This window comes from Hathewaya limosa, assembly GCF_030815255.1.
Classification (GTDB): Bacteria; Bacillota; Clostridia; order Clostridiales; family Clostridiaceae; genus Hathewaya; species Hathewaya limosa.
This window is the reverse complement of the sequence record NZ_JAUSWN010000022.1, coordinates 30,257-51,665: the sequence shown is the minus strand read 5'-3', so window position 1 is coordinate 51,665 and position 21,409 is coordinate 30,257. Positions and strand designations below refer to the sequence as shown.

18 protein-coding genes are annotated in these 21,409 nt (G+C 25.7%); 15 read left to right on the top strand and 3 right to left on the bottom strand.

The features are described from left to right. The first annotated feature begins 396 nt into the window (after positions 1-396). The gene (locus QOZ93_RS11595; RefSeq protein WP_111944324.1) at positions 397-1,269 is read left to right on the top strand and encodes a patatin-like phospholipase family protein; all 873 of its coding nucleotides are present in this window, start codon (positions 397-399) and stop codon (positions 1,267-1,269) included. Between the two features lie 139 nt (positions 1,270-1,408). On the opposite strand, the gene QOZ93_RS11590 is transcribed toward QOZ93_RS11595, so the two are convergent. Then, positions 1,409-2,152 (bottom strand): DUF4184 family protein, encoded by a 744-nt coding sequence (locus QOZ93_RS11590; protein WP_307356639.1) that lies wholly within the window; start codon positions 2,150-2,152, stop codon positions 1,409-1,411. A gap of 203 nt (positions 2,153-2,355) precedes the next feature. On the opposite strand from QOZ93_RS11590, the gene QOZ93_RS11585 reads away from it, so the two are divergent. The 9 genes from QOZ93_RS11585 to QOZ93_RS11545 all read left to right on the top strand — a co-directional run bounded on the left by QOZ93_RS11585 (position 2,356) and on the right by QOZ93_RS11545 (position 11,229). Further along, the gene (locus QOZ93_RS11585; RefSeq protein ID WP_307356637.1) at positions 2,356-3,696 is read left to right on the top strand and encodes an MATE family efflux transporter; all 1,341 of its coding nucleotides are present in this window, start codon (positions 2,356-2,358) and stop codon (positions 3,694-3,696) included. A 187-nt stretch (positions 3,697-3,883) separates the two neighbouring features. Next, a complete protein-coding gene (locus QOZ93_RS11580) occupies positions 3,884-4,684 on the top strand; it encodes a M15 family metallopeptidase (RefSeq protein WP_307356635.1) in 801 nt (266 codons plus the stop codon). Between the two features lie 261 nt (positions 4,685-4,945). Further along, on the top strand, positions 4,946-5,278 hold the full coding sequence (locus QOZ93_RS11575) for a hypothetical protein (protein WP_111940391.1): 333 nt from the start codon (positions 4,946-4,948) through the stop codon (positions 5,276-5,278). A gap of 158 nt (positions 5,279-5,436) precedes the next feature. After that, positions 5,437-6,168, top strand: coding sequence for an ABC transporter ATP-binding protein (locus tag QOZ93_RS11570; protein WP_111940393.1), 732 nt, complete (start codon positions 5,437-5,439; stop codon positions 6,166-6,168). A gap of 1 nt (position 6,169) precedes the next feature. Continuing rightward, a complete protein-coding gene (locus tag QOZ93_RS11565; RefSeq protein ID WP_307356634.1) occupies positions 6,170-7,003 on the top strand; it encodes a hypothetical protein in 834 nt (277 codons plus the stop codon). Between the two features lie 25 nt (positions 7,004-7,028). After that, positions 7,029-7,817 (top strand): ABC transporter permease, encoded by a 789-nt coding sequence (locus tag QOZ93_RS11560; RefSeq protein ID WP_307356633.1) that lies wholly within the window; start codon positions 7,029-7,031, stop codon positions 7,815-7,817. Positions 7,818-7,927: 110 nt separating this feature from the next. After that, a complete protein-coding gene (locus tag QOZ93_RS11555) occupies positions 7,928-8,599 on the top strand; it encodes a response regulator transcription factor (protein WP_307356631.1) in 672 nt (223 codons plus the stop codon). Then, on the top strand, positions 8,581-9,963 hold the full coding sequence (locus QOZ93_RS11550) for a HAMP domain-containing sensor histidine kinase (RefSeq protein WP_307356630.1): 1,383 nt from the start codon (positions 8,581-8,583) through the stop codon (positions 9,961-9,963). The genes QOZ93_RS11555 and QOZ93_RS11550 overlap by 19 nt, the downstream gene beginning before the upstream one ends. Before the next feature lie 450 nt (positions 9,964-10,413). After that, complete coding sequence (locus tag QOZ93_RS11545; protein WP_307356628.1) at positions 10,414-11,229, top strand: GTP pyrophosphokinase; 816 nt, start codon at positions 10,414-10,416, stop codon at positions 11,227-11,229. Positions 11,230-11,315: 86 nt separating this feature from the next. Here the strand turns inward: QOZ93_RS11545 and QOZ93_RS11540 are convergent, their stop codons facing one another. Next, on the bottom strand, positions 11,316-12,548 hold the full coding sequence (locus QOZ93_RS11540; RefSeq protein WP_307356627.1) for an MFS transporter: 1,233 nt from the start codon (positions 12,546-12,548) through the stop codon (positions 11,316-11,318). A 252-nt stretch (positions 12,549-12,800) separates the two neighbouring features. Here QOZ93_RS11540 and QOZ93_RS11535 point away from each other — a divergent pair, with 252 nt between their 5' ends. The 5 genes from QOZ93_RS11535 (at position 12,801) to QOZ93_RS11515 (ending at position 20,633) form a co-directional block, all read left to right on the top strand. Beyond that, positions 12,801-14,897, top strand: a complete 2,097-nt coding sequence (locus tag QOZ93_RS11535; RefSeq protein WP_307356626.1) for a methyl-accepting chemotaxis protein — start codon at positions 12,801-12,803, stop codon at positions 14,895-14,897. 291 nt (positions 14,898-15,188) lie between these two features. Continuing rightward, on the top strand, positions 15,189-17,282 hold the full coding sequence (locus QOZ93_RS11530; RefSeq protein WP_307356624.1) for a methyl-accepting chemotaxis protein: 2,094 nt from the start codon (positions 15,189-15,191) through the stop codon (positions 17,280-17,282). A gap of 270 nt (positions 17,283-17,552) precedes the next feature. Beyond that, the gene (locus QOZ93_RS11525) at positions 17,553-17,996 is read left to right on the top strand and encodes a MarR family winged helix-turn-helix transcriptional regulator (protein ID WP_111940411.1); all 444 of its coding nucleotides are present in this window, start codon (positions 17,553-17,555) and stop codon (positions 17,994-17,996) included. A gap of 49 nt (positions 17,997-18,045) precedes the next feature. After that, positions 18,046-18,417, top strand: coding sequence for an HsmA family protein (locus tag QOZ93_RS11520; RefSeq protein WP_307356621.1), 372 nt, complete (start codon positions 18,046-18,048; stop codon positions 18,415-18,417). A gap of 785 nt (positions 18,418-19,202) precedes the next feature. After that, positions 19,203-20,633 (top strand): APC family permease, encoded by a 1,431-nt coding sequence (locus QOZ93_RS11515; protein WP_307356620.1) that lies wholly within the window; start codon positions 19,203-19,205, stop codon positions 20,631-20,633. Positions 20,634-20,717: 84 nt separating this feature from the next. Here QOZ93_RS11515 and ytaF read toward each other — a convergent pair whose 3' ends face one another. Next, a complete protein-coding gene (ytaF, locus tag QOZ93_RS11510) occupies positions 20,718-21,341 on the bottom strand; it encodes a sporulation membrane protein YtaF (protein ID WP_307356618.1) in 624 nt (207 codons plus the stop codon). Between the last annotated feature and the right edge of the window lie 68 nt (positions 21,342-21,409).

Sequence of the window (21,409 nt, the reverse complement as noted above, 5' to 3'; positions counted from 1 at the left end):
CCTTAATACTAAAGGCTTATTAAAGTGCGACATTTTTAAATTATTAATCTTATAGAAGGTAAAATATTATTAAATTTTCTATAAAACACAAAAAACGCTGCCGCGTTAGTATAAATTTTTATGCTAATGCGACAGCCCCTTTTCATTTTTAAGAACTAATAAAATGAGCAAAGAATTTTTATTCAAAATAAGGTGTGAGGTTAAAATTATTATTTACCTAAAAATTAAGTGTTATACATTTAAGTTTGTTTATAATTAGTAAACATTTTTGTATATGTATTTACTAATGAGGTCAACATTGCAATAATATATTATATAATTAGTGTTTTTACACATATAATAAAAGTTAGTTTTAAAAAATAGTAGGCTACATATGAAAGGATGAAAAAATTGGATATTCAAAATGTAGGATTGATATTAGAAGGCGGAGGAATGAGAGGGAGTTATACTGCTGGAGTATTAGATTTTTTCTTAAACAAAAATATACACTTTCAATATATTATAGGAGTTTCAGCTGGTGCATGTAATGCTATGTCATATATATCAAAACAAAAAGGAAGAAATATTAAGGTAAGTATGGATTATATAGGTGATAAAAGATATATAGGATTAAGAAATTATATTAAGGAAGGTTCTATTTTTGGTATGAATTTTATTTTTAATGAAATACCCAAAAAATATATTCCCTTTGACTTTGATACTTTTGATAATTCAACATGCAAATTTTTAATAGGAACAACAGATTGTAAAACTGGAGAAGCTATATATTTTAATAAAAATGATATAACTGAGAATATGGAAGTTATTAAAGCATCATCTTCATTACCATTAATATCACCTATATTGAAATATAAAAATTATGAACTATTAGATGGTGGCATATCAGATTCTATTCCAATACTTAAAGCAATGGAAGATGGTATTGAAAAGAATATAATAATTCTTACAAGAAATAAAGATTATAGAAAGTCGCCTAATAAGCTTTATAGAATAATAAAATTAAAGTACAAAAAATATCCCAATCTAGTAAAATCAATAAAAAATAGATATAAAAAATATAATGAAACTTTAGCACTTATAGAGAAGTTAGAGAAAGAAGGAAAAGTTTTTGTTTTAAGACCTTCTAAACCTATTAGGGTTAGTAGATTAGAAACACATTCTGAAAATTTATTAGAGCTTTTTAATAATGGATATGAAGATGCCGAAAATAATTATGAAAAAATGATGAAGTTTTTGGGGGTAGATTTAAAAAATGAAAAATTACAATAGCACGGGCGATATAATAATAAATAAGAAAGAATTAAAAAAACATACAATGTATATGTATAAAATGTAATAAATCAAAGCAACGTATAAAAAAACAAATATTTATTATTAAGATAAATATTTGTTTTTTTATTTATATATATTAATAATGTTTAGTATTAATGGATGCAAGGATACAACCTACAAATAAACCATTTAAAAATGTAATTATTAAACTTCCAATACTTTTTGAATGGACAGTAATGTGACGGGTAAAAAATCCTATAAAAATAAATAACAATATATTTAATATGATAATAATATAATAATTAAGTTTATTTTTAAGAGAAATAAACTTAGGAGTTCTTTTAAGATTTCTTTTTTTATACATATATATAACAAGTAAAAAGGTTCCTATAAGAGTACTACCATGTTGTAATAATTTGTAGATTGGTATTGCATAATTTAAAATAAAAATATTATATCGTAATTGTGGAAATAAAAGTACAAATTTACCTGTAGAGTGAGTAAAACTATCCCATACTATATGAGTTAACATTCCCAATAATGTAGAATAAATAAAGATAAAAATTTCTTTTATGGAATTTAAACTCCAAGGAGTATATGCATAATGAATGTACCACCTATCAAATGGAGTAGGCATATGTAAGATAAAACATTTTTTTATTATCTTATGAAATAAAAAAGCTATTAAAAAACAAAGTGGTAAATTTAATACAATGAAACCTACAAGAGTATGCCCAAGATTACCCATAGGTTTAAAATTTAAGAAATATTGAAAATCAGGTGCTAGACTACCTAGTACTAAGCCAGTAAAATTAAAATATTTATTAAATTTTTCTTTTATAGGTAAAACGGCTGCTATATGTGAAAAAGTAAATGGCATATGTTAAAAACTCCTTATTATTTTATATTCTAAGATAATAACATTTCTAAGATAAGTATACAATGGGATAATAATGGTATTGATTTAAAATATAATATTATGTTAAATTATAAATTATGGTATGTAAGTGATAAAAATGTAGTTTAGGTTTAGCAATTTAAGTCTAAAATATTAAGATGATATATAATACCATGGGGGATAAGATGAGCAATGAATGTGTTGAAAAACAATTATTTAAAATAACTTGGCCTATTTTTATTGATACTTTACTTTTTATGTTTTTAGGAAGTATGGATGTTTTTATGCTTGGAAGGTTTTCTGATAATTCGGTAGCAGCTGTAGGAGCGGTTAACCAGATTATAAGCATGATAAATTTAATTTTTGGGATTATAACTGCAGGAACTATGATTTTGTGTTCACAATATTTAGGAACGAAAGATCCTAAGGAAAATATAATTCGACTTTCGGGAGTTTCCATAGTATTTAATGGTTTAATAGGAGCTATTTTAAGTATAGTTTTAGTGTTTAGTGGTGAAATTCTTTTAAAGTATATGAATATAGATAATTCTTTAATCTTAATTAGCTCAAGTTATATAAATATTGTAGGTGGTTTTTTATTTATACAGTCCATGGCTATGACATTTACGGCTATTATAAGGGCACATGGTTATACAAAAGTTTGTATGTATGTAACTTTTTTTATGAATGTGCTTAATATTATATGTAACTATATATTGATTTTTGGAAACTGTGGAGGACCAATATTAGGTGTTAAGGGGGCGGCAATAGCTACTGTACTAAGTAAAACAATTGGTTGTGTTATTTTAGGATATTTTCTATTTACAAAGGTTATAAAAGATTTTTCATTAAGATATTTTAAGAAGTTTCCTAAAAAAGATTTAATTAATATGCTTATTATAGGATTGCCAACTGCAGGCGAACAACTTTCATATAGTTTAATGCAAATTGTAATTACAATGATTTTGACTTTAATTGGTATAGAGGCTATGACTACTAATAATTATGCTAATAATATTATTATGTTTGTATATGTATTTGCTGTTTCCATTGGTCAAGGTTCAAGTATATTGGTTGGAAGACTTATAGGGAAAGGTGATACAGAATCGGCTTATAGCTTAGGTATATCCTCTTTAAAAAAGGCTATTTTAGTATCCTTATTACTTGCTATGATAATTGCAAGTTGCGGAAGATATATATTAGGTGTTTTTACAATTAACGAAAAAATAATATCGTTAGGAATAAAACTTTTACTGATTGATATTATATTAGAACCAGGACGAGCTTTTAATTTAGTTATAATAAATTGTTTAAGAGGTGCAGGAGATGTAAAATTTCCGGTATGTGTTGGACTTGTATCTATGTGGATATTAGGTGCAGGAGCTGGATATATATTGGCTATTCCATTTAATTTAGGATTAAATGGAATTTGGATTGCGCTTGCTTTAGATGAATGGATTAGAGGAATAATCATGTATTTTAGATGGAAAAGTGGAAAGTGGAAAGGCAAATGTTTTGTAAATTAGAGAGCAGTCTTTTAAAATTATTAAGCCAAAATTTACGTTTTTAATAAAAAGTTGTTTAAATATGCTAATTAATGTTTAAAGTGATATAATGTAAGTAAACTATAAAACTTTTATATAATTTTTTGTAGGATATATTTTTTATAAGATTAATTGCTTGAAAGTGAAGTTTAAGGAGAAAATACAATATATGAAAAAGAAGATACTATTGATAGGGATAATAATTATGGGAATAATAACTGGCATAATGTTAGAAATAGATTCGCATAATACTAAAGAAAAGACTAAGATAGTTAATGAACATAATGATATAAAGAAGGAACAAAAGAAAGAACAAAAGCAAATAAAACAAGAAAATATAAAAAAAGATATAGCTAAATTAGAAAAAATTAAAAATGATAAATATATGATTTTGGTCAATAAGAGTACTCATAAGTTAAACAAAAATGATATTCCAGATAATTTAGTTGTACCAAAGATTAAGTTTAATAAGTGGGCTACTAATACAAAAATGGAAAAGGTAGCTGCAAGTGCTGTAGAAAAAATGTTTGAAGCAGCTAAAAAAGATAGAATAGATCTTTTGGGTATTTCTGCCTATAGAGCATATAATGTTCAAGTAGAAGTATTTGAGCAGGAAATAGAAGTAAAAGGAAGTAAAAAGAGGGCTGAAGAAGCAGTAGCTCCTCCAGGATCATCAGAACACCAAACAGGTTATACTTTAGATTTAACTTGTGTAAACCGTGTAAATTTAGATAAAAATTTTGAAAAGACAGATGATTTTAAATGGTTACAGGAAAATTGTTATAAGTACGGATTTATTTTAAGATATCCCAAAGATAAAGAAGATATAACAAAATATCAATATGAACCTTGGCATTATAGATATGTAGGAGTAGATAATGCTACATATATAATGAAAAATCATTTAACCTTAGAAGAATATATAGAAAAAATTGACAAGAAAATAGAAAATTTAAAAAAAGAATTATAATGGATTAAGATGTGGAAAGTGAAGTATATAGTTTAAAAGTATTAATTAAAGAACTATAGATAATAAAAAATTATCTATAGTTCTTTTTATATTTATGAAATTTATAAGAATTATTTAAGGAAAATTTAGAAATTTTGTAAAACAAATATGTTGTAATCATAATAATTATTATGTTATTTAGTATATAATATATATGGGGTATGGATTATTTTAGTATTGATTTATTTAAACTGAAGGATAAAATTTTAGGGGGTTATTATAATGGAAGGAAAAGTTTATCTATATCCAATAATTTCGTTTATGGTGTTAACCTTTTTAATGGTAACTAATACTTTTAATATGGAAATTATCTTTGTAATAGGTATAGTTTTATCAATATTAATGTGTTGTACTGGTGTAATACAAATAATAAGACATTGGAGAGAAAATAGACTATATTTAAATATTATTAGTATGATTATGGTTATACTTTTATTATCATTTAGTATGATTTGGGGATTTATAGTTCAGGAAAGTAGAGAATATAATCCAAAAGGAAACCTACATGAAATTTTAGTTAATAATAAAATAAAAAAGGATATTAAAAAGCGTTAAATTTAACATAAAGTATAAAGATATTATTGCAATAGAAAAATAGATTTTATTTACTCAATATAATGAGGAAGATAAAGTCTATTTTTTTATTTTCTTGATAAATTCTTGAAAAGTATTTTATATGATGTTCTTGAAAATTGAATTGTGGAGGGATGAAAATGAGTAACATTGTAGAAGTTAAAAATCTTACAAAAACTTTATCAAGAAGGATGGTTTTGGATAATATAAGTTTTAATATTAAGAAAGGAAGTATAGTAGGATTCTTGGGTCCTAATGGAGCAGGAAAAACTACAACCATAAGGGCTCTAACTGGACTTATTGGTGTAAAAGGAGAGATCAAGATAAATGGAATCCTAATTAAAAATAGAATTTTAGCTATGAAAGAAGTTGGAGCGATTGTAGAAAATCCTATATTTTTTTCTTACATGACAGCATATGAAAACTTAATGGCTTTGATTATTTTGGATAAAGAATTAAAAAAATGTGATTATAAAGAACGAATTGAAGAAGTAATTGATATAGTGGGGCTTACAGGAAGAGAATATGAAAAGGTAAAAAATTATTCATTAGGTATGAAGCAACGTCTAGGAATTGCTCAAGCACTTTTAAATAAACCTAAGTTTTTAATCTTAGACGAACCAACTAATGGACTTGATCCTATAGGTATAAAAGATTTAAGAAAGCTTATTTTGAAGTTAAACATAGAAAATGGAATAACTTTTTTTATATCAAGTCATCTTTTAGATGAGTTACAAAAAATAAGTACAGATTACATTATAATTAGAGAAGGCAAAATTTTACAACAAGGAAATAAAAAACAAATCTTAAATGAATATGGAGAAGAAAGCTTAGAGGAAGCATTTATTAAAATTATAGGTGGTGGAAATTAATATGAAGGAATTAATAAAAGGTGAATTCTATAAATTTTTTCATAGTAAAGTAATGATTTTATCCTTTTTATCTATACCACTTTTAATAGGATTATTGTGCAATTATTTTCTTAAAAATAATATAGTTATTTCCAATACAAAAGAAAATATTCCTAAATTTGCTTCGAATATAAGTCTACCATATTTGATAATTTACAAAGAGTTTATGGTTATAATGAGTATTTTAGTGATTTTTTATGTTTCTATATTTATAACGGAAGAATTAAAATCAGGTGCAATTAGAATGCAATCAACTAGAGGATATAGTTTATGGAATATTGTATTTAGTAAAGCAATTATAATTTCCTTAATTATTTTTATTGATTTTGTAGTTTGTTTTATTTTATCTAAAATAATAGGAAGTTTATTTTTTAATAAGGTTGAGTTTGCATATACATTTTTAAATTATAAGAAAATTAAAGGAACCTCAGCGTTTTTATATACTTTAAAGTTCTATGGATTATCATATTTAATAATTATGGCTATGGTAACTTTTATGACATTTATTTCTGTGATATCAAAAAATAAACTAGTTACAATTTCAATAGGGCTAGCTATTGTGATAATGGATATATTTTATACAGATATAGTACAAAAGTTAGCTTTTTTAGGAAAAATAAAGTTTGAAACCTTTCAATATATAACCATAAATCAACTTCAAGTTACTGGAGTACCATCTTTTATTGCAAATGTGAATAATTCTAGAAAAATAATATTAGGGGTTTTGAGTGCTTATTTTATAATTTTTTCTTTATTAACTTTAATTTATACGAAAAAATATGATTATGTAGATTAATAAATAAGTTATATGGGGTGAAGAAATGATAAAACTTTTAAAAAGTGAACTTTATAGATTGTTTCATAGAAAAAGTATATATTTGATTTTTATTTTTTCTCTTATTTTAGTAGGAATAATAACTAAGTTATTCAGTATTAAATTATTTTCTGGAATTAATTATAGAACATCCAAGTGGGCTATAATGATTTTTGCAGATAGATTTAATAATCCTCAAGGAATGATATGTAATAGGTGTATCGAAATAGTTTTTATAATAATACCTTTTATTACAAATACAATTATAGGTGAAGAAAGAGATTTAGGTAGTTTAAGGATGATACTGTTAAGACCTTATAAAAAGGGACAGATTATTTTAAGCAAATTAATAACTCTTATAATAATAGATTTTTTATATTTATCTACAATCTTTATTTCAAGTTATATATTTTCCATGTTTATGATGCCTACTATAAGTTATACAAAGTTATTATTTAATTCTAGTAACATAAGTTTTTGGGAGAGTTTTATATTTAATATAAGGGTATATCTAATTTATTTAGTAGAGATAATCTTAATTAGCTATATATTTTCTATAGTAGGTACCTTTATAAAGAATACAGTGCTTGCATTTATAGTGCAAATAGCAATTTTAGTGTCAACATCATACTTAGTTACATCCTTTAGGTATTATATAATATCTCCTTTAAATTATATTTATGATATTTTATCTAAACATAAATCACCTACTATAATTATTTTTGAATGTTTAATTATAATTGTAATAGGCATGTTTTTAAAATTAATATGGAATAGGTTTGACTATGTAGATTAAAGGAGTAATTTTACAAGCTATATCATAAAGGAATATTATAAAACTATATTAAGAAGTGAATAGTTTAAAACTTAGTCTAGTTTTTTATTATTAAATAAGGAGGAATATTTATGGCAAAAATTTTAATAGCAGATGATGATCTCGAATTGTTAGATTTATTAAAACAGGTTTTAGAAAAAGATGGTCATATTATATATACGGCTACAAATGGAACAGAAGCTAAAAGGATGGCGTTAGAACAACCAGAACTAATTTTATTGGATGTAATGATGCCTGAAATGGATGGATTTCAGGTATGTAGATTAATTAGAGATAATGTAGATTGTCCAATTTTATTTATAACGGCTAAATCTAGTGTAGAAGATACTGTACTAGGACTTGGAGTGGGTGGAGATGATTATATAATAAAACCTTTTAGAATAGTAGAATTAAGAGCAAGGGTAGAAGCACATTTAAGAAGAGAAAAAAGAGAAAAATTACACAGGCTTATTATTGAAAATGTAGCTTTTGATATAACAGCTTCAGAAATTTATATAGAAGATAAAAAGGTACCTCTTACCCCTAGTGAATATAAGATAAGTGAACTTTTAGCAACTCATAAAGGTCAAGTTTTTTCTAAAGATCAAATTTATGAAAAGATTTGGGGGTTTGATAGTGAAGGATTTAGTTCTACAGTAACAGAACATATAAGAAATATACGTCGTAAATTTCAAGAATATAAGTCTAAAAGTAACATTGAAACAGTTTGGGGGATAGGGTACAAATGGGAAGTAAAGAAATAAGTATTAAAAGGATGATTCTAAAAGGTACTATAAAAACAGTTATAGGATCAATTTTAATAACATTACTGTTTTGGTTTGTTTTCATATTTTCAGTAAAGATGCATATTGTAAATCCTGCTAATTATTTTGAAAAATTGTTTCCGGAAGTTAAGCAAAATATAATAAAAAATGGATTTAACAAAAAAGAATTACCAGAAGGATATAAATACGCTATATATAATAATCATGAAGAGCCAATAGAGTTTAATATAAAAAGTAAAGACTTAAAATATGCAAAAGAAGCTTTAAAAAAAGGTGTTTCCTTTAAGGATATGATGATAAGTTCAGAAAGATTTTATAGCGTTAGAACAAAAGATAAAAAGATAGTTATTCATTATAAAATTTCTACAACATATACTAAACCCATTTTAAATAAAATTTTTATAAATCCATCAAATCTTTTTACTATAACAAACCTAGGAACTATTATTGTATTAGTTTATTTAGTAGCTAGAAATATTTCTAGAAAAATTAACATTGGATTTAAAGAACTTATTGATGCGGCAAATAAGATAGCAAATCAAGATTTAGATTTTGAATTTTCGCATACTAAGATTAGGGAAATTAATTTAGTAGATAGTGCATTTGTTGAGATGAGAAATGCTTTAAAAATTTCGTTAAAGGAACAATGGGATATGGAAGAAGAGAGAAAAACACAGATTTCGGCTATAACACATGATGTTAAAACACCCCTTATGGTTATATATGGGCATGCAGATTTATTATTAGAAACGGAAATAACATTGGAACAAGAAAAACATATCCAAGGTATTTTAAGTGGAGGTGAACAAATAGAAGGATTAATGCAGACAATGCTTGAAGCATCTAGAACCAGTGCCAGAAAGAATGTTATTAGAGAAAAAATAAAGTTGCAATCTTTTTTAGAAGAAATATATGTAAAGGCCAAAGAGATGTGTGAATTAGGTAATATTAAATTTAAATTTGAAACAAATAAAGATAATAACGTATGTATAAAAGAAAAATATATATCTATTAATAAAAATTTAGTGGAAAGAGCTTTGCTTAATATAGTTAAAAATGCAATAGAATTCTCGGAAGAAAATGATGAAATAGAATTTTTAGTACAACAGGAAGAAAAAAGTTTTAAATTTATAGTGCATGATAATGGAGAGGGATTTTCACAAAAGGACTTAAAATATTGTACTAATCAATTTTACAGAGGTGATAATTCACGCAAAAGAGATGGCCATTACGGATTAGGACTATATATAACAGAAATTATTGCTAAACTTCATAATGGAAAATTAATTTTAAGAAATCATCCTGAAAAGGGAGCTATAGTGGAACTTTGGATAGGAGAGTAAAATATATCTTTATTTCACCTAAAAAGGAATTTTTGATAAAAATCAGATCTTAGATAAAGAGAATAGAGAATATAATTTTATTTTACATAAAAACTTGTTAAGTAAGCAAAAATGCTAGTATATATAAATTACTTACTTTCTAAAGTGATAAGTAAGAATATTTCGTAAAATAAGTAAATTATTAATACAAGATTTGTTGAAAGAAGAAATAATATATGATACAATTATTTACAGTAATTGGTAAATTATAAATTCATATATAGCTTGCAAGGAAAGGGCATAAATAAAACTTCTAAAGGAAAGGACTAAAGGATAGCATATAACAAGGATATAAGAAAAATTTTATATATCTAAGAAATATTTACTTGTAAAATTATTTTTATGAAATAAAATAAGTATAATAAAATATTTTGATATATTAAAAAAATTATAATTTTGGAGTAATGATATATGAAGAGCAAACTAGTAAAAGAAAAATTTCTTAAGCAATATCCTTTAATTGAGGAGGATATTAATAAGAATAAGATACAATGGGATGATTTAGTAGAAATATATGATGATTTTAAAAAATATAGAGATACCTATGAAACACAAGCAGATTTTATAGCCAGAACATTAAGACGACATAGTAAAGTTCATACGGTTAAGGCTAGAGTAAAAAATCCTGAAAGATTAGTTGAAAAAATTATTAGAAAAACAGCTGATAGAAAGAAAAAGTATGGAGAAACTTTTCAATTTAATGTTTCTAACTATAAAGAAGAGATTACTGATTTAATAGGTATAAGAGCAATTCATATTTTTAAGCAGGACTGGGAATACATACATGAATCAATTTTAAATACATGGAGAGTTATTGAAATTACTGCCAATGTAAGAGAAGGAGATGATACCAAAAGGTTTGAAGAGTTAAACATAGAAATTAAATCAAGAAAATCTGGTTATAGATCTGTTCATTATCTTATAGAATTTTTTCCAACAAGTCAAAGAGTCATTGCAGAAATTCAGGTAAGGACTATATTTGAGGAAGGTTACGGAGAAATAGATCATCAGCTGAGTTATACTCATAAAAAAATTCCAGAAGTTATTAAACAAAATCTTCTTTTATTTAATCGTATGTCAGGAAGTGTAGATGAGATGGCTTCATTTATAAATTTGCTTAATAAAGAATGGTGTGAACGTGAAATTAAATATGATGATGTTATAGCATCTAAAGATGACGAAATAAAATTATTAAAAGAAAAAATTAAAAAATATGAAACAAAGTAAAAAAACATATTAAAATAATTAAATAGAAATATATTTTGAAATACTTTGGGAGAGTAATAAAAAACAAAATATATTTCTATTTATATCTATTTAAGTAAGTATTCTTTTTCTCTATTTTTATATTTTATAAAGAAAACGAATACTAAGGTAATTACTCCACTAGTTATAAAGGTTGGCAAGACACCTATATTATTGCTTAGTATACCAGAGAAGAGACTTCCAATAGGGGTAAGTCCTCCAAATACCAAACTATATACGCTCATAACTCTTCCTCTATATTCATCACTAGAATTAAGTTGCATTTCTGAATTTGCTGTAGTACAAAAACAAATATTGAAGAAACCAACTAATAAAAGAAGAATTCCATCTAATATAATGTTTTTATTAAGGCCGACTAATATAAGGATTAAACTTCCACTAATACTACTTATGTAAAGTAATATTTTTTTGGGTCCTTTTTTACTTTTCATTACTTGGACTAAAGCACCTATAAAGGAACCTAATCCCATAAGAGACATTAAAAATCCATATTCCTTAGATCCTTTTTGTAAAACATCTTTAGAAAGAAGTGGAATCATTACATTAAAATTCATCAAAAAGGCACTTACTACTGCAGCCAAAAAAGCCACGTTGATTAAAATTTTTTTATTTTTTATATATATTAAACCATCTTTGATGTCTGATAATATAGTAAGATCAGATTTTTTTGATGGCTTTTTTTCTATAACTTGTATTTTAGTTATTCCATATATAACAGGTATAAAACTTAGGGCATTTATAAGAAAACATAATGTCATACCAAAATAATTAATGAATATACCGCTAACAGCTGGGCCTATTATTTTTGCACCATTAAATACAACTGAGTTTAGTGAAATCGCATTCATTAAATCTTCTTTTCCTACTAGTTCTATCATAAAAGATTGTCTCGTAGGCATATCTATAGTACTTATACATCCTAATAATGTTGCCAATATAAGCACATGCCAGTATTTGGTTTTACCCGTACATACCAATAAAGTTAAGGTTAAAGCTAAAATTGCAAAGGCACTTTGAGTAAATAAAAGAATTTTCTTTTTAGAAAATCTATCTATTATAACTCCAGAAAATAAAGAAAATATTAAAACTGGTGTAAATTGTAGTGCATTTACTAGTCCCAATAAAAATGGGGAATTTGTTAAGGTTAACACTAGCCAAGATTGACCAGTATTTTGCATCCAAGTACCAATTAAAGATATACATTGTCCAAACCAGAAGTATTGAAAATTTCTATGATATAAGGCTGGAAATGTATTGCGCAATTTACTCCTAATATTCATAAAAATCCTTCCTAAAATTTGTTTTTATAATACTATATTTTAATATCGTATAGATATTTCAATACTTTAGAGGTAATTTTTTGAAAATTTATGAAATTTGAATAAAAGATTTTTTGCATAATTATTAAAATAAGTAGAATATTTATATAAATAATTTTATGATGAATATTGTGAAAATATGTAGTATAATGTCATTAAAATAAAAATAATACAATAAGGCATGTAATAAATTTTAGGCTTGGAGGAAAAATAATGAAAAAAAATAATGAAAAGGGTTTTAGAAAGTTAAATACTAAATTAGTAATTTCTTATTTAGTATTATCTTTTTGTATAATCTTTCTCTTAAATATTGTTATGTATTTTATGATTGGTAAGGAGACATATAAGGATTATGTTTCAGCATCTAAAAGAGAAATAATTCAAATAGATAATGGGATTAATAGGTATATAAAAACTTTAGAACAAAATATAAAAATGTTTTCACAATCAGAGTTATTAAAGGGTGTGAATTCAAAAATTACTTCCTATATAAATTTAAAAGGTATTAACGGAAAAATACCTATGGAACCATTAAAAAAAGATCCATATGAAGGTGAAATATATAAACGTTTTGATAATTTTTTAAAAGCACATGAAGATGTGAAAAGTGTTTTTGTTGGAGTTGCTGAAAATGGAGGATATGTTCAATGTCCTGCTGAAGATAGAAAAGAGGGATATGATGCAAGAAAACGAGGCTGGTATGAACTAGCTTTACAAAATTCAGGACAAGTAATAATAGATAAAGCAGGAAAAACGTCTACAGGAGAACTTTCAATAAATCTAATATCTACAATTCAAGATGATTCAAATAAAATTAAGGGTGTTTTCGGTCTTGATATAAGTTTAAAGGGATTAACAGACATAATAAAAAAAATGAAGGTAGGCAAAAATGGATTTGTTATACTTACAGATAAGTATGGAAAAATTTTAGCTAATCCTAAGGATGAGAATAGTGTTTTAAAAAATATAAAAGATATTAATGTTAAAGGATTGGAAAAGGTTTATAAATTACAAGGTAAGGAAGAAAAGATAAAGTTTATTGATGGTAAAGAGTATATTGTAGGAGTACATAAATCACAAAATAATAAATTGGATTGGAACTATATATTTTTTATTGATAATAATGAACTATTAAGCGGTGCTAAAAAAATAGGAAGCATTAATGCTGTTTTAGGAATAATTTTTATGGCAATATGTGTTTTTGTAGCAGGAATCTTAGGAAAGAAAATTTCTAAGCCTATTGTATCTTTAGCTGAAAGTATTAAGATAATAGGAACAGGAGATTTTTCGAAGGAAATAGATGAGAAAAACTTAAAAATTAAAGATGAGATTGGTGAAATGGCAATATCTACTGAAACCATGAGAGGTAAAGTAAGCGATATGCTTATAGATGTAAAAAAAGGATTTAACTCAGTACAAGATGGAACAAAGGATCTGTCTAAAGCATCTATACAAATGGCACAAGCATCTACGGAGGTTGCTAGTACAATACAAGAAGTAGCAAAGAGTGTTATAAATCAAGCTGAAGAATTAAGTAGTGTAAGTTTTATAACAGAAGAAGCTAAAAAACAATTAACAGAAATGAATAAATTTTTAAACGAAATAAGTAATAAATCTAAGAACATAGATGATTTTGCCAATGAGAGTAATGTTGATATGATGGAGTTGGCAAAAACAGTAGAAAAAATCAAAAATGTTTTTGGATCATTCTTAAATAAGGTTAAAAATTTAGATAATCAGATTAATAAGATAGAAGAGATTACAAGTCTGATAAATTCAATATCTGGACAAACTAATTTACTTGCATTAAATGCAGCTATAGAAGCAGCTAGGGCAGGAGAAGCAGGAAAAGGATTTGCAGTTGTAGCTGGTGAAGTTAGAAAACTTTCAGAGCAGACAAAGGAATCAGCAGATAATATAAATGTATTAATTAAGAACATAGTACAAGAAACTACTAATATTCTAAGTACATCTAATAATTTAGATAAAGAATTAAATAATCAAGGTATAGTTATAGAAAAGAGTTTAAGTTCTTTTGAAGCAATAATAACATCTGTTGGGGATATAGTACCAATGATAGATAATTTAGAACAAACCGTTGAAAAAATAAACTCAAAGAATGAAGAAGTTGTTTCTAGTATAGAAAGTGTATCGGCATCAGCACAGCAAGTATCAGCATCAACAGAAGAAATATCAGCATCTGCAGAAGAAATGAATGCTACGGCAGAACAGGTATCAGAAACATCACAAAAGCTTAATAAATTAACTAATGCAGTTATGGATAAAGTAAATGTGTTTAAATTAAAATAATAAATTGTAATTTAAGTAAAAAGGCAATTACATCAATATATGTAGTTGCCTTTTTTTTAACAATAGAATTAAGAAATAAGCTTTCCGTTTTTATTAAATTAAAGAATAAAAAAATTATCTTTAATGTAAATTAAAAACATAGTTGTAATATAAATTCCAAATAAAAGTGTTAGAAAACAAAGAAAATGATGAAAATTTCAAAAATAGGTAGTATAATATTCTTAAATAAAAATTATAAATAAATTAAATTTTAAAAAAAACGTACTAAATTATGGAGAGGAAGTGTTTGTTTTGGATAAAGGTGGTAAAAAGAAGTATAGAAAGTTAAATAAAAAATTAATTACATCTTATTTAGTGTTATCATTTTGTATTATATTTTTCTTAAATATTGTTATTTATTTTATGGTCAGTGGAGAAACAAAGAAAGATAATTTAAAAGCAGCTAAAAGAGAAATACTTCAAATTGATAATGGAATTAGTAGATATATAGGGACGTTACAACAAAATGTAAAGATGACTGCTACCTCTGAACTTATGTCTAAGTTAGATAAAAGAATAACATCATATGTTAGTGCTACCGGTGATAAAAAAATACCTATGGAACCATTTAAACATAACTCATATGAAGCTGAAGTTTTTAGAACCTTTGAAAATTTTTTAAGTGCTCATGATGATATAAGAAGTATGTTTGTGGGGGTAGAGGAAAATGGAGGATATGTGCAATATCCTGCAAAGTCCAGAAAACCTGGATATGATCCTAGAAAAAGAAGTTGGTATAAACTTTCCATGCAAAATCCTGATAAAGTAAATGTAGATAAGGCGTGTAGAACTTCAAGTGGAGATGTTTCAGTAAATATAACATCTGCCGTTAAAGATGCTTCAGGAAAAATAAAAGGTTCTTGTTCACTAGATATTGGTTTGCATAAATTAACAGATATAATAAGCAAATTAAAAATAGGTGAGAAAGGATTTATAATATTAACAGACAGCCAAGGAACAGTATTGGCTAATCCTAAGGATAAAGAAAGTGTATTAAAAAATGTAAAGGAACTTAATATTGAAGGTATTGAAAATATTGATTCAGTTAATGAAAAAGAGAAGAAAATTAAATTTCGTGATGGAGAAAACTATATTGTAAGTTGTCAAAAATCTAGCAATAAAGATTTAAATTGGAATTATATTTTCTTTATAAATAATAATGAATTATTAAAAAGTGCTAACAAAATAGGTAGTATCAATGCTGTTTTAGGAATAATTTTTATGATAATATGTGTTTTTGTAGCCGGAATTTTAGGAAAGAAAATTTCTAAGCCTATTATATCTTTAGCTGAAAGTATTAAGATAATAGGAACAGGAGATTTTTCAAAGCAAATAGATGAGAAAAATTTAAAAATTAAAGATGAGATTGGTGAAATGGCAATATCTACTGAAACCATGAGAGGTAAAGTAAGCAATATGCTCATAGATGTAAAAAAAGGATTTAACTCAGTACAAGATGGAACAGAGGATCTATCTAAAGCATCTATACAAATGGCACAAGCATCTACGGAGGTTGCTAGTACAATACAAGAAGTAGCAAAGAGTGTTATAAATCAAGCTGAAGAATTAAGTAGTGTAAGTTTTATAACAGAAGAAGCTAAAAAACAATTAACAGAAATGAATAAATTTTTAAACGAAATAAGTAATAAATCTAAGAACATAGATGATTTTGCCAATGAGAGTAATGTTGATATGATGGAGTTAGCAAAAACAGTAGAAAAAATCAAAAATGTTTTTGGATCATTCTTAAATAAGGTTAAAAATTTAGATAATCAGATTAATAAGATAGAAGAGATTACAAGTCTGATAAATTCAATATCTGGACAAACTAATTTACTTGCATTAAATGCAGCTATAGAAGCAGCTAGGGCAGGAGAAGCAGGAAAAGGATTTGCGGTTGTAGCTGGTGAAGTTAGAAAGCTTTCAGAACAGACAAAAGAATCAGCAGATAATATAAATGTATTAATTAAGAACATAGTACAAGAAACTAATAATATTCTAACTACATCTAATAATTTAGATAAAGAATTAAATAATCAAGGTATAGTTATAGAAAAAAGTTTAGATTCTTTTGAAGCAATAATAACATCTGTTGGGGAAATAGTCCCAATGATAGATAATTTAGAACAAACCGTTGAGAAAATAAATTCAAAGAATGAAGAAGTTGTTTCTAGTATAGAAAGTGTATCGGCATCAGCACAGCAAGTATCGGCATCAACAGAAGAAATATCAGCATCTGCAGAAGAAATGAATGCTACGGCAGAACAGGTATCGGAAACATCACGAAAACTTAGCGGATTAACTAATGAGGTTATGCATCAAGTGAAAATATTTAAGTTAAAATAATTTTGGCAGTGAATAATTTGAAAATAAAAGTTAGATTATAAGGTTATACAAATATGTTATTAAGATAAATATAAAAGAAATTTAGAGAAGGTGCACTATTAATAATAAGTTAATAGTGTACTTTTTTATTAAAAATATTACATAATAATGAATAATAGTAAAAAGTTATATATTGACTAGTGATAAAAAAAGTAATACTATTAATAAATAGTTAGCATGCTAATGATTAGTATACTAACTTAACTTAGATTATAATCGGGGGAAGAGAATATGAAAGGTTCTTTAGAATTTACTATAGCAATGCTTATAAGAGATATTAATTCCAAAATGAATCAAAAAATTATGGAAGAATTAAAAACTACAGGACTTACAGTACCACAAATAACTGTAATTAAATTAATAGCCCATCATAAAGAGTTAACAGTTACAGAATTAAGTGAAAGAATGAGTGTTACTAAGGCAACTATGTCGGGGATATTAGATAGGTTAGAAAACATGGATATTATTGAAAGAGTTAGAAGTGAAGAAGATAAAAGAATGGTTTATGTTAAGTTTTCGGCAGAGGGTTTTAAAATGGCATTACAGATAAAAGAAATTATGAACAACTGTTTTAAAAATATTTTTAAGGGGATAGAAGAGGAACGTTTAGAGGGCATAGAAAAACAATTAATTTCGTTGGTAGGAATAATAGAAGAATCTTTAGATAAGAAATAAGAAAAATAAGGTTTTTACATAAGAAAAAAATAAAAGAGGTGATTTAAAAATGTTATTAGCAAAGGCAATAACTTTTATTACAGCAGCACTTATATTTTATACAATAGGTGTTTTTGGAGAAAAAAAACAAGGCGTTTTAAAAAATTGGCATGTAATAATTTTTTGGGGCGGTTTGATATGTGATACTTTAGGAACAAGTTTCATGGGAAAAATTGCAGGAAGTATGTTTGAATTTAATATTCATGGTATAACTGGACTTTTAGCAATATTACTTATGTTATTCCATGCAATATGGGCTACAATGGTTTTATTAAAAAACAATAGAAGATCTAAAGAAACATTTCATAAATTTAGTATAGTAGTGTGGATTATATGGTTAATTCCATATGTATCAGGAATGATAGTAGGTATGATGAAATAAATCTATAGAATATATGGATTTAATAATATGAAAAAGTATAAAGATCTTAAAGTTAAGAAATAAGAATAACTTTAAGATCTTTTTTAGTGTATTGACGAAGCTTTATTATGATAGAAATATATAAGTAAATATAAACAAGAGTCATGAAATAATAAACAATTCTAGTTCTTTTAGAGAAAAAAGGGTGTGAAATTGTGGATAAGTTAGTGATAACTCTGGAAAAATATAATCTTTTAATGAAGGTTTTAATTTTAAGTTTTATATGTATAAGTTTTTTATATGCAGATGGAATTCCAAGGAAGATAATTATTTTTTTCCTTTTAAATATAACTTTGTATAAAGTTCATTGTCTTATTTTTTATGATATATGTTTTTTATGAGATTTATATAGATTTTCAAAAATTTATTTTAAAAGAAAATATAGAATTAAAGGAGAAAAATAAGGAGTTAGTATATTTAAAAAATTATATAGAGTTAAGCAAACAAAATCATATTATGTAGTATTGCTTATTTTGTTATAGGGATTTATATAGCTAAAAGAGAAGAAAGACCAGGTAGATATTAAAAAGTGTTTTTGTTATGTAATATAAATTAGGAGATATTTATTTTAATTAAGCTTTAATAAATTTAAAATTTATAATATTGACATAATAAAACGAAGTTAAATTATTAAAAAAAATGTTGTAAAATGTTGATTTCACGTTATGTTTGCATTAAAATTACTATGCACACAATAAAATGTATACGCAATAAAATATATATAATGTTTATGGAGGTAAATTTTAATGTCTGAAAACAAGGAGTCGCGCAATATTTTATGGTACAGCTTAGCGTTTATGGCATTTTCTGCTGTATGGGGATTTGGTAATGTAGTTAATGGATTTTCAGAATTTGGTGGATTAAAAGCCATTGTATCATGGGTTATTATTTTTGCAATTTATTTTGTACCATATGCACTAATGGTAGGAGAACTTGGTTCTTCATTTAAGGAATTAGGAGGAGGAGTAAGTTCATGGGTTCATGAAACTATTGGCCCTAAAGTTGCATATTATGCAGGTTGGACTTATTGGGTTGTTCATATGCCATATATTTCTCAGAAACCTCAAGGAACAATTATTGCTGGATGTTGGGCTATATTTCAAGATAATACTGTAAGTAAAATAAATCCATTAATTTTACAATCTATGTGTTTAGTTATATTTATAATAGGATTATTGATTTCTTTAAGAGGAGTTAATATTTTAAAGAAGATAACAACTATTGCTGGAACATCAATGTTTATCATGTCTATACTATTCATTTTACTCATGATAGCTGCACCGTCTATTACAGATGCTAAATTAATAAATATTGATTGGTCAACTAAAACGTTTTTACCAACTTTTGATCTTAAATATTTTACAAGCTTAGCTATATTGGTATTTGCAGTTGGTGGATGTGAAAAGATTTCACCTTATGTAAATAAAATGAAAGATCCTGAAAAAGGTTTTCCTAAGGGAATGATTACACTTGCTATTATGGTAGCTATTTGTGCTATTTTAGGAACTATATCTTTAGGTATGATGTTTGATTCTAATAATGTTCCAAAAGATTTATTAACTAATGGTGCCTATTATGCATTTCAAAAGTTAGGTAATTATTATCATGTAGGAAATACTTTTGTTATAATTTATGCTATAACAAATTTAATTGGACAAGTTGCAACTTTAATATTATCTATTGATGCACCTTTACGTATTTTACTTGAAAGTACTGATAAGGAATATATACCTGAAAAGTTATTTGTAAAAAATAAATATGGAGCTTTTACTAATGGACATAAATTAATAGGAATAATTGTTTCCATATTAATAATAATTCCAGCCTTTGGAATAGGTAGTGTGGATTCCATGGTAAGGTGGTTGGTTAAATTAAATGCAGTATGTATGCCATTACGTTATTTATGGGTATTTGTTGCATATATTGCGTTAAAGAAGGCTGGGGATAAGTTTTTGGCAGAATACCGTTTTACAAAAAATAATAAATTAGGTATTATAATGGGCATTTGGTGTTTTGTATTTACGGCTTTTGCTTGTATAGGTGGTATGTGGTCAGATAACGCTTTCCAGTTAGCATTAAATATATTAACACCTTTTATATTAATAGGATTAGGATTAATAATGCCTAAGTTAGCAGAAAAAGAGAGAAATAAAAAAAATATTAGTACTTTAAAATAATTATATGAATTTCAAAAAAGCTGTCTTGCAATAGAAATTTTATTTCTGTTGTATGACAGCTTTGTTATTTTATAATATATATTTTTAGAATAATCGCTTAAATGCCAAGGCTATTAATAGTACACCTGATAACCAAGATAAGTTAATGTTTGTTTTTTCTACGAGCTTTCTACCTATAAATGTACCTAGCAGTATAGCTAATATACCACAGATAAAAGAGCAAAGCACTACTAGTAAGTAGTTTATATCACCTAAACTTCCTGCGAATCCTACAGCTAGTGAATCTAGGGATAAGGCTACTGCTAGATAAAAAGCTTCTTTATAACTAAGAATTTTTGATTTATTTATGTCTGCTTTAGTTTCATCTAAATATATATCCAATACGAATTGTATATCAGATACTTTTACGGTAACTTTTTTATTTGCATTAGTATGTTTCCGTAAATAAGTTTTTATAAGACTTTCAAATAAATAATATATTCCTAGTAAGAATAAGATTACAAAACTTATTATCAATGTAGCTCTATCAGGTATAAATTTTTTTAATATAGAGCCTAAGAATAATGATATAGCAAGAAATGCAGAACATACTAGATTGATTACAGTTAAAGATGAAAATGGAATCTTTATTTTATTTGTTCCATAAGCAATACTTGCTACAAAAGCATCCAAGGATAGGGCTGAAACTAGCAACAATACTTCTAACATAACAGCACTCCTTTGCTTTTATTTAATTACGGATACTAACATGATATTCATTTTATATATAAAGAGTT

Coding starts and splice junctions, on each gene's coding strand:
- QOZ93_RS11540 (WP_307356627.1), bottom strand. CDS start 12,548: ATGAATATTAGGAGTAAATTGCGCAATACATTTCCAGCCTTATATCAT.
- QOZ93_RS11555 (WP_307356631.1), top strand. CDS start 7,928: ATGGCAAAAATTTTAATAGCAGATGATGATCTCGAATTGTTAGATTTA.
- QOZ93_RS11560 (WP_307356633.1), top strand. CDS start 7,029: ATGATAAAACTTTTAAAAAGTGAACTTTATAGATTGTTTCATAGAAAA.
- QOZ93_RS11520 (WP_307356621.1), top strand. CDS start 18,046: ATGTTATTAGCAAAGGCAATAACTTTTATTACAGCAGCACTTATATTT.
- QOZ93_RS11550 (WP_307356630.1), top strand. CDS start 8,581: ATGGGAAGTAAAGAAATAAGTATTAAAAGGATGATTCTAAAAGGTACT.
- QOZ93_RS11580 (WP_307356635.1), top strand. CDS start 3,884: ATGAAAAAGAAGATACTATTGATAGGGATAATAATTATGGGAATAATA.
- ytaF (WP_307356618.1), bottom strand. CDS start 21,341: ATGTTAGAAGTATTGTTGCTAGTTTCAGCCCTATCCTTGGATGCTTTT.
- QOZ93_RS11575 (WP_111940391.1), top strand. CDS start 4,946: ATGGAAGGAAAAGTTTATCTATATCCAATAATTTCGTTTATGGTGTTA.
- QOZ93_RS11545 (WP_307356628.1), top strand. CDS start 10,414: ATGAAGAGCAAACTAGTAAAAGAAAAATTTCTTAAGCAATATCCTTTA.
- QOZ93_RS11525 (WP_111940411.1), top strand. CDS start 17,553: ATGAAAGGTTCTTTAGAATTTACTATAGCAATGCTTATAAGAGATATT.
- QOZ93_RS11535 (WP_307356626.1), top strand. CDS start 12,801: ATGAAAAAAAATAATGAAAAGGGTTTTAGAAAGTTAAATACTAAATTA.
- QOZ93_RS11570 (WP_111940393.1), top strand. CDS start 5,437: ATGAGTAACATTGTAGAAGTTAAAAATCTTACAAAAACTTTATCAAGA.
- QOZ93_RS11565 (WP_307356634.1), top strand. CDS start 6,170: ATGAAGGAATTAATAAAAGGTGAATTCTATAAATTTTTTCATAGTAAA.
- QOZ93_RS11590 (WP_307356639.1), bottom strand. CDS start 2,152: ATGCCATTTACTTTTTCACATATAGCAGCCGTTTTACCTATAAAAGAA.
- QOZ93_RS11515 (WP_307356620.1), top strand. CDS start 19,203: ATGTCTGAAAACAAGGAGTCGCGCAATATTTTATGGTACAGCTTAGCG.
- QOZ93_RS11585 (WP_307356637.1), top strand. CDS start 2,356: ATGAGCAATGAATGTGTTGAAAAACAATTATTTAAAATAACTTGGCCT.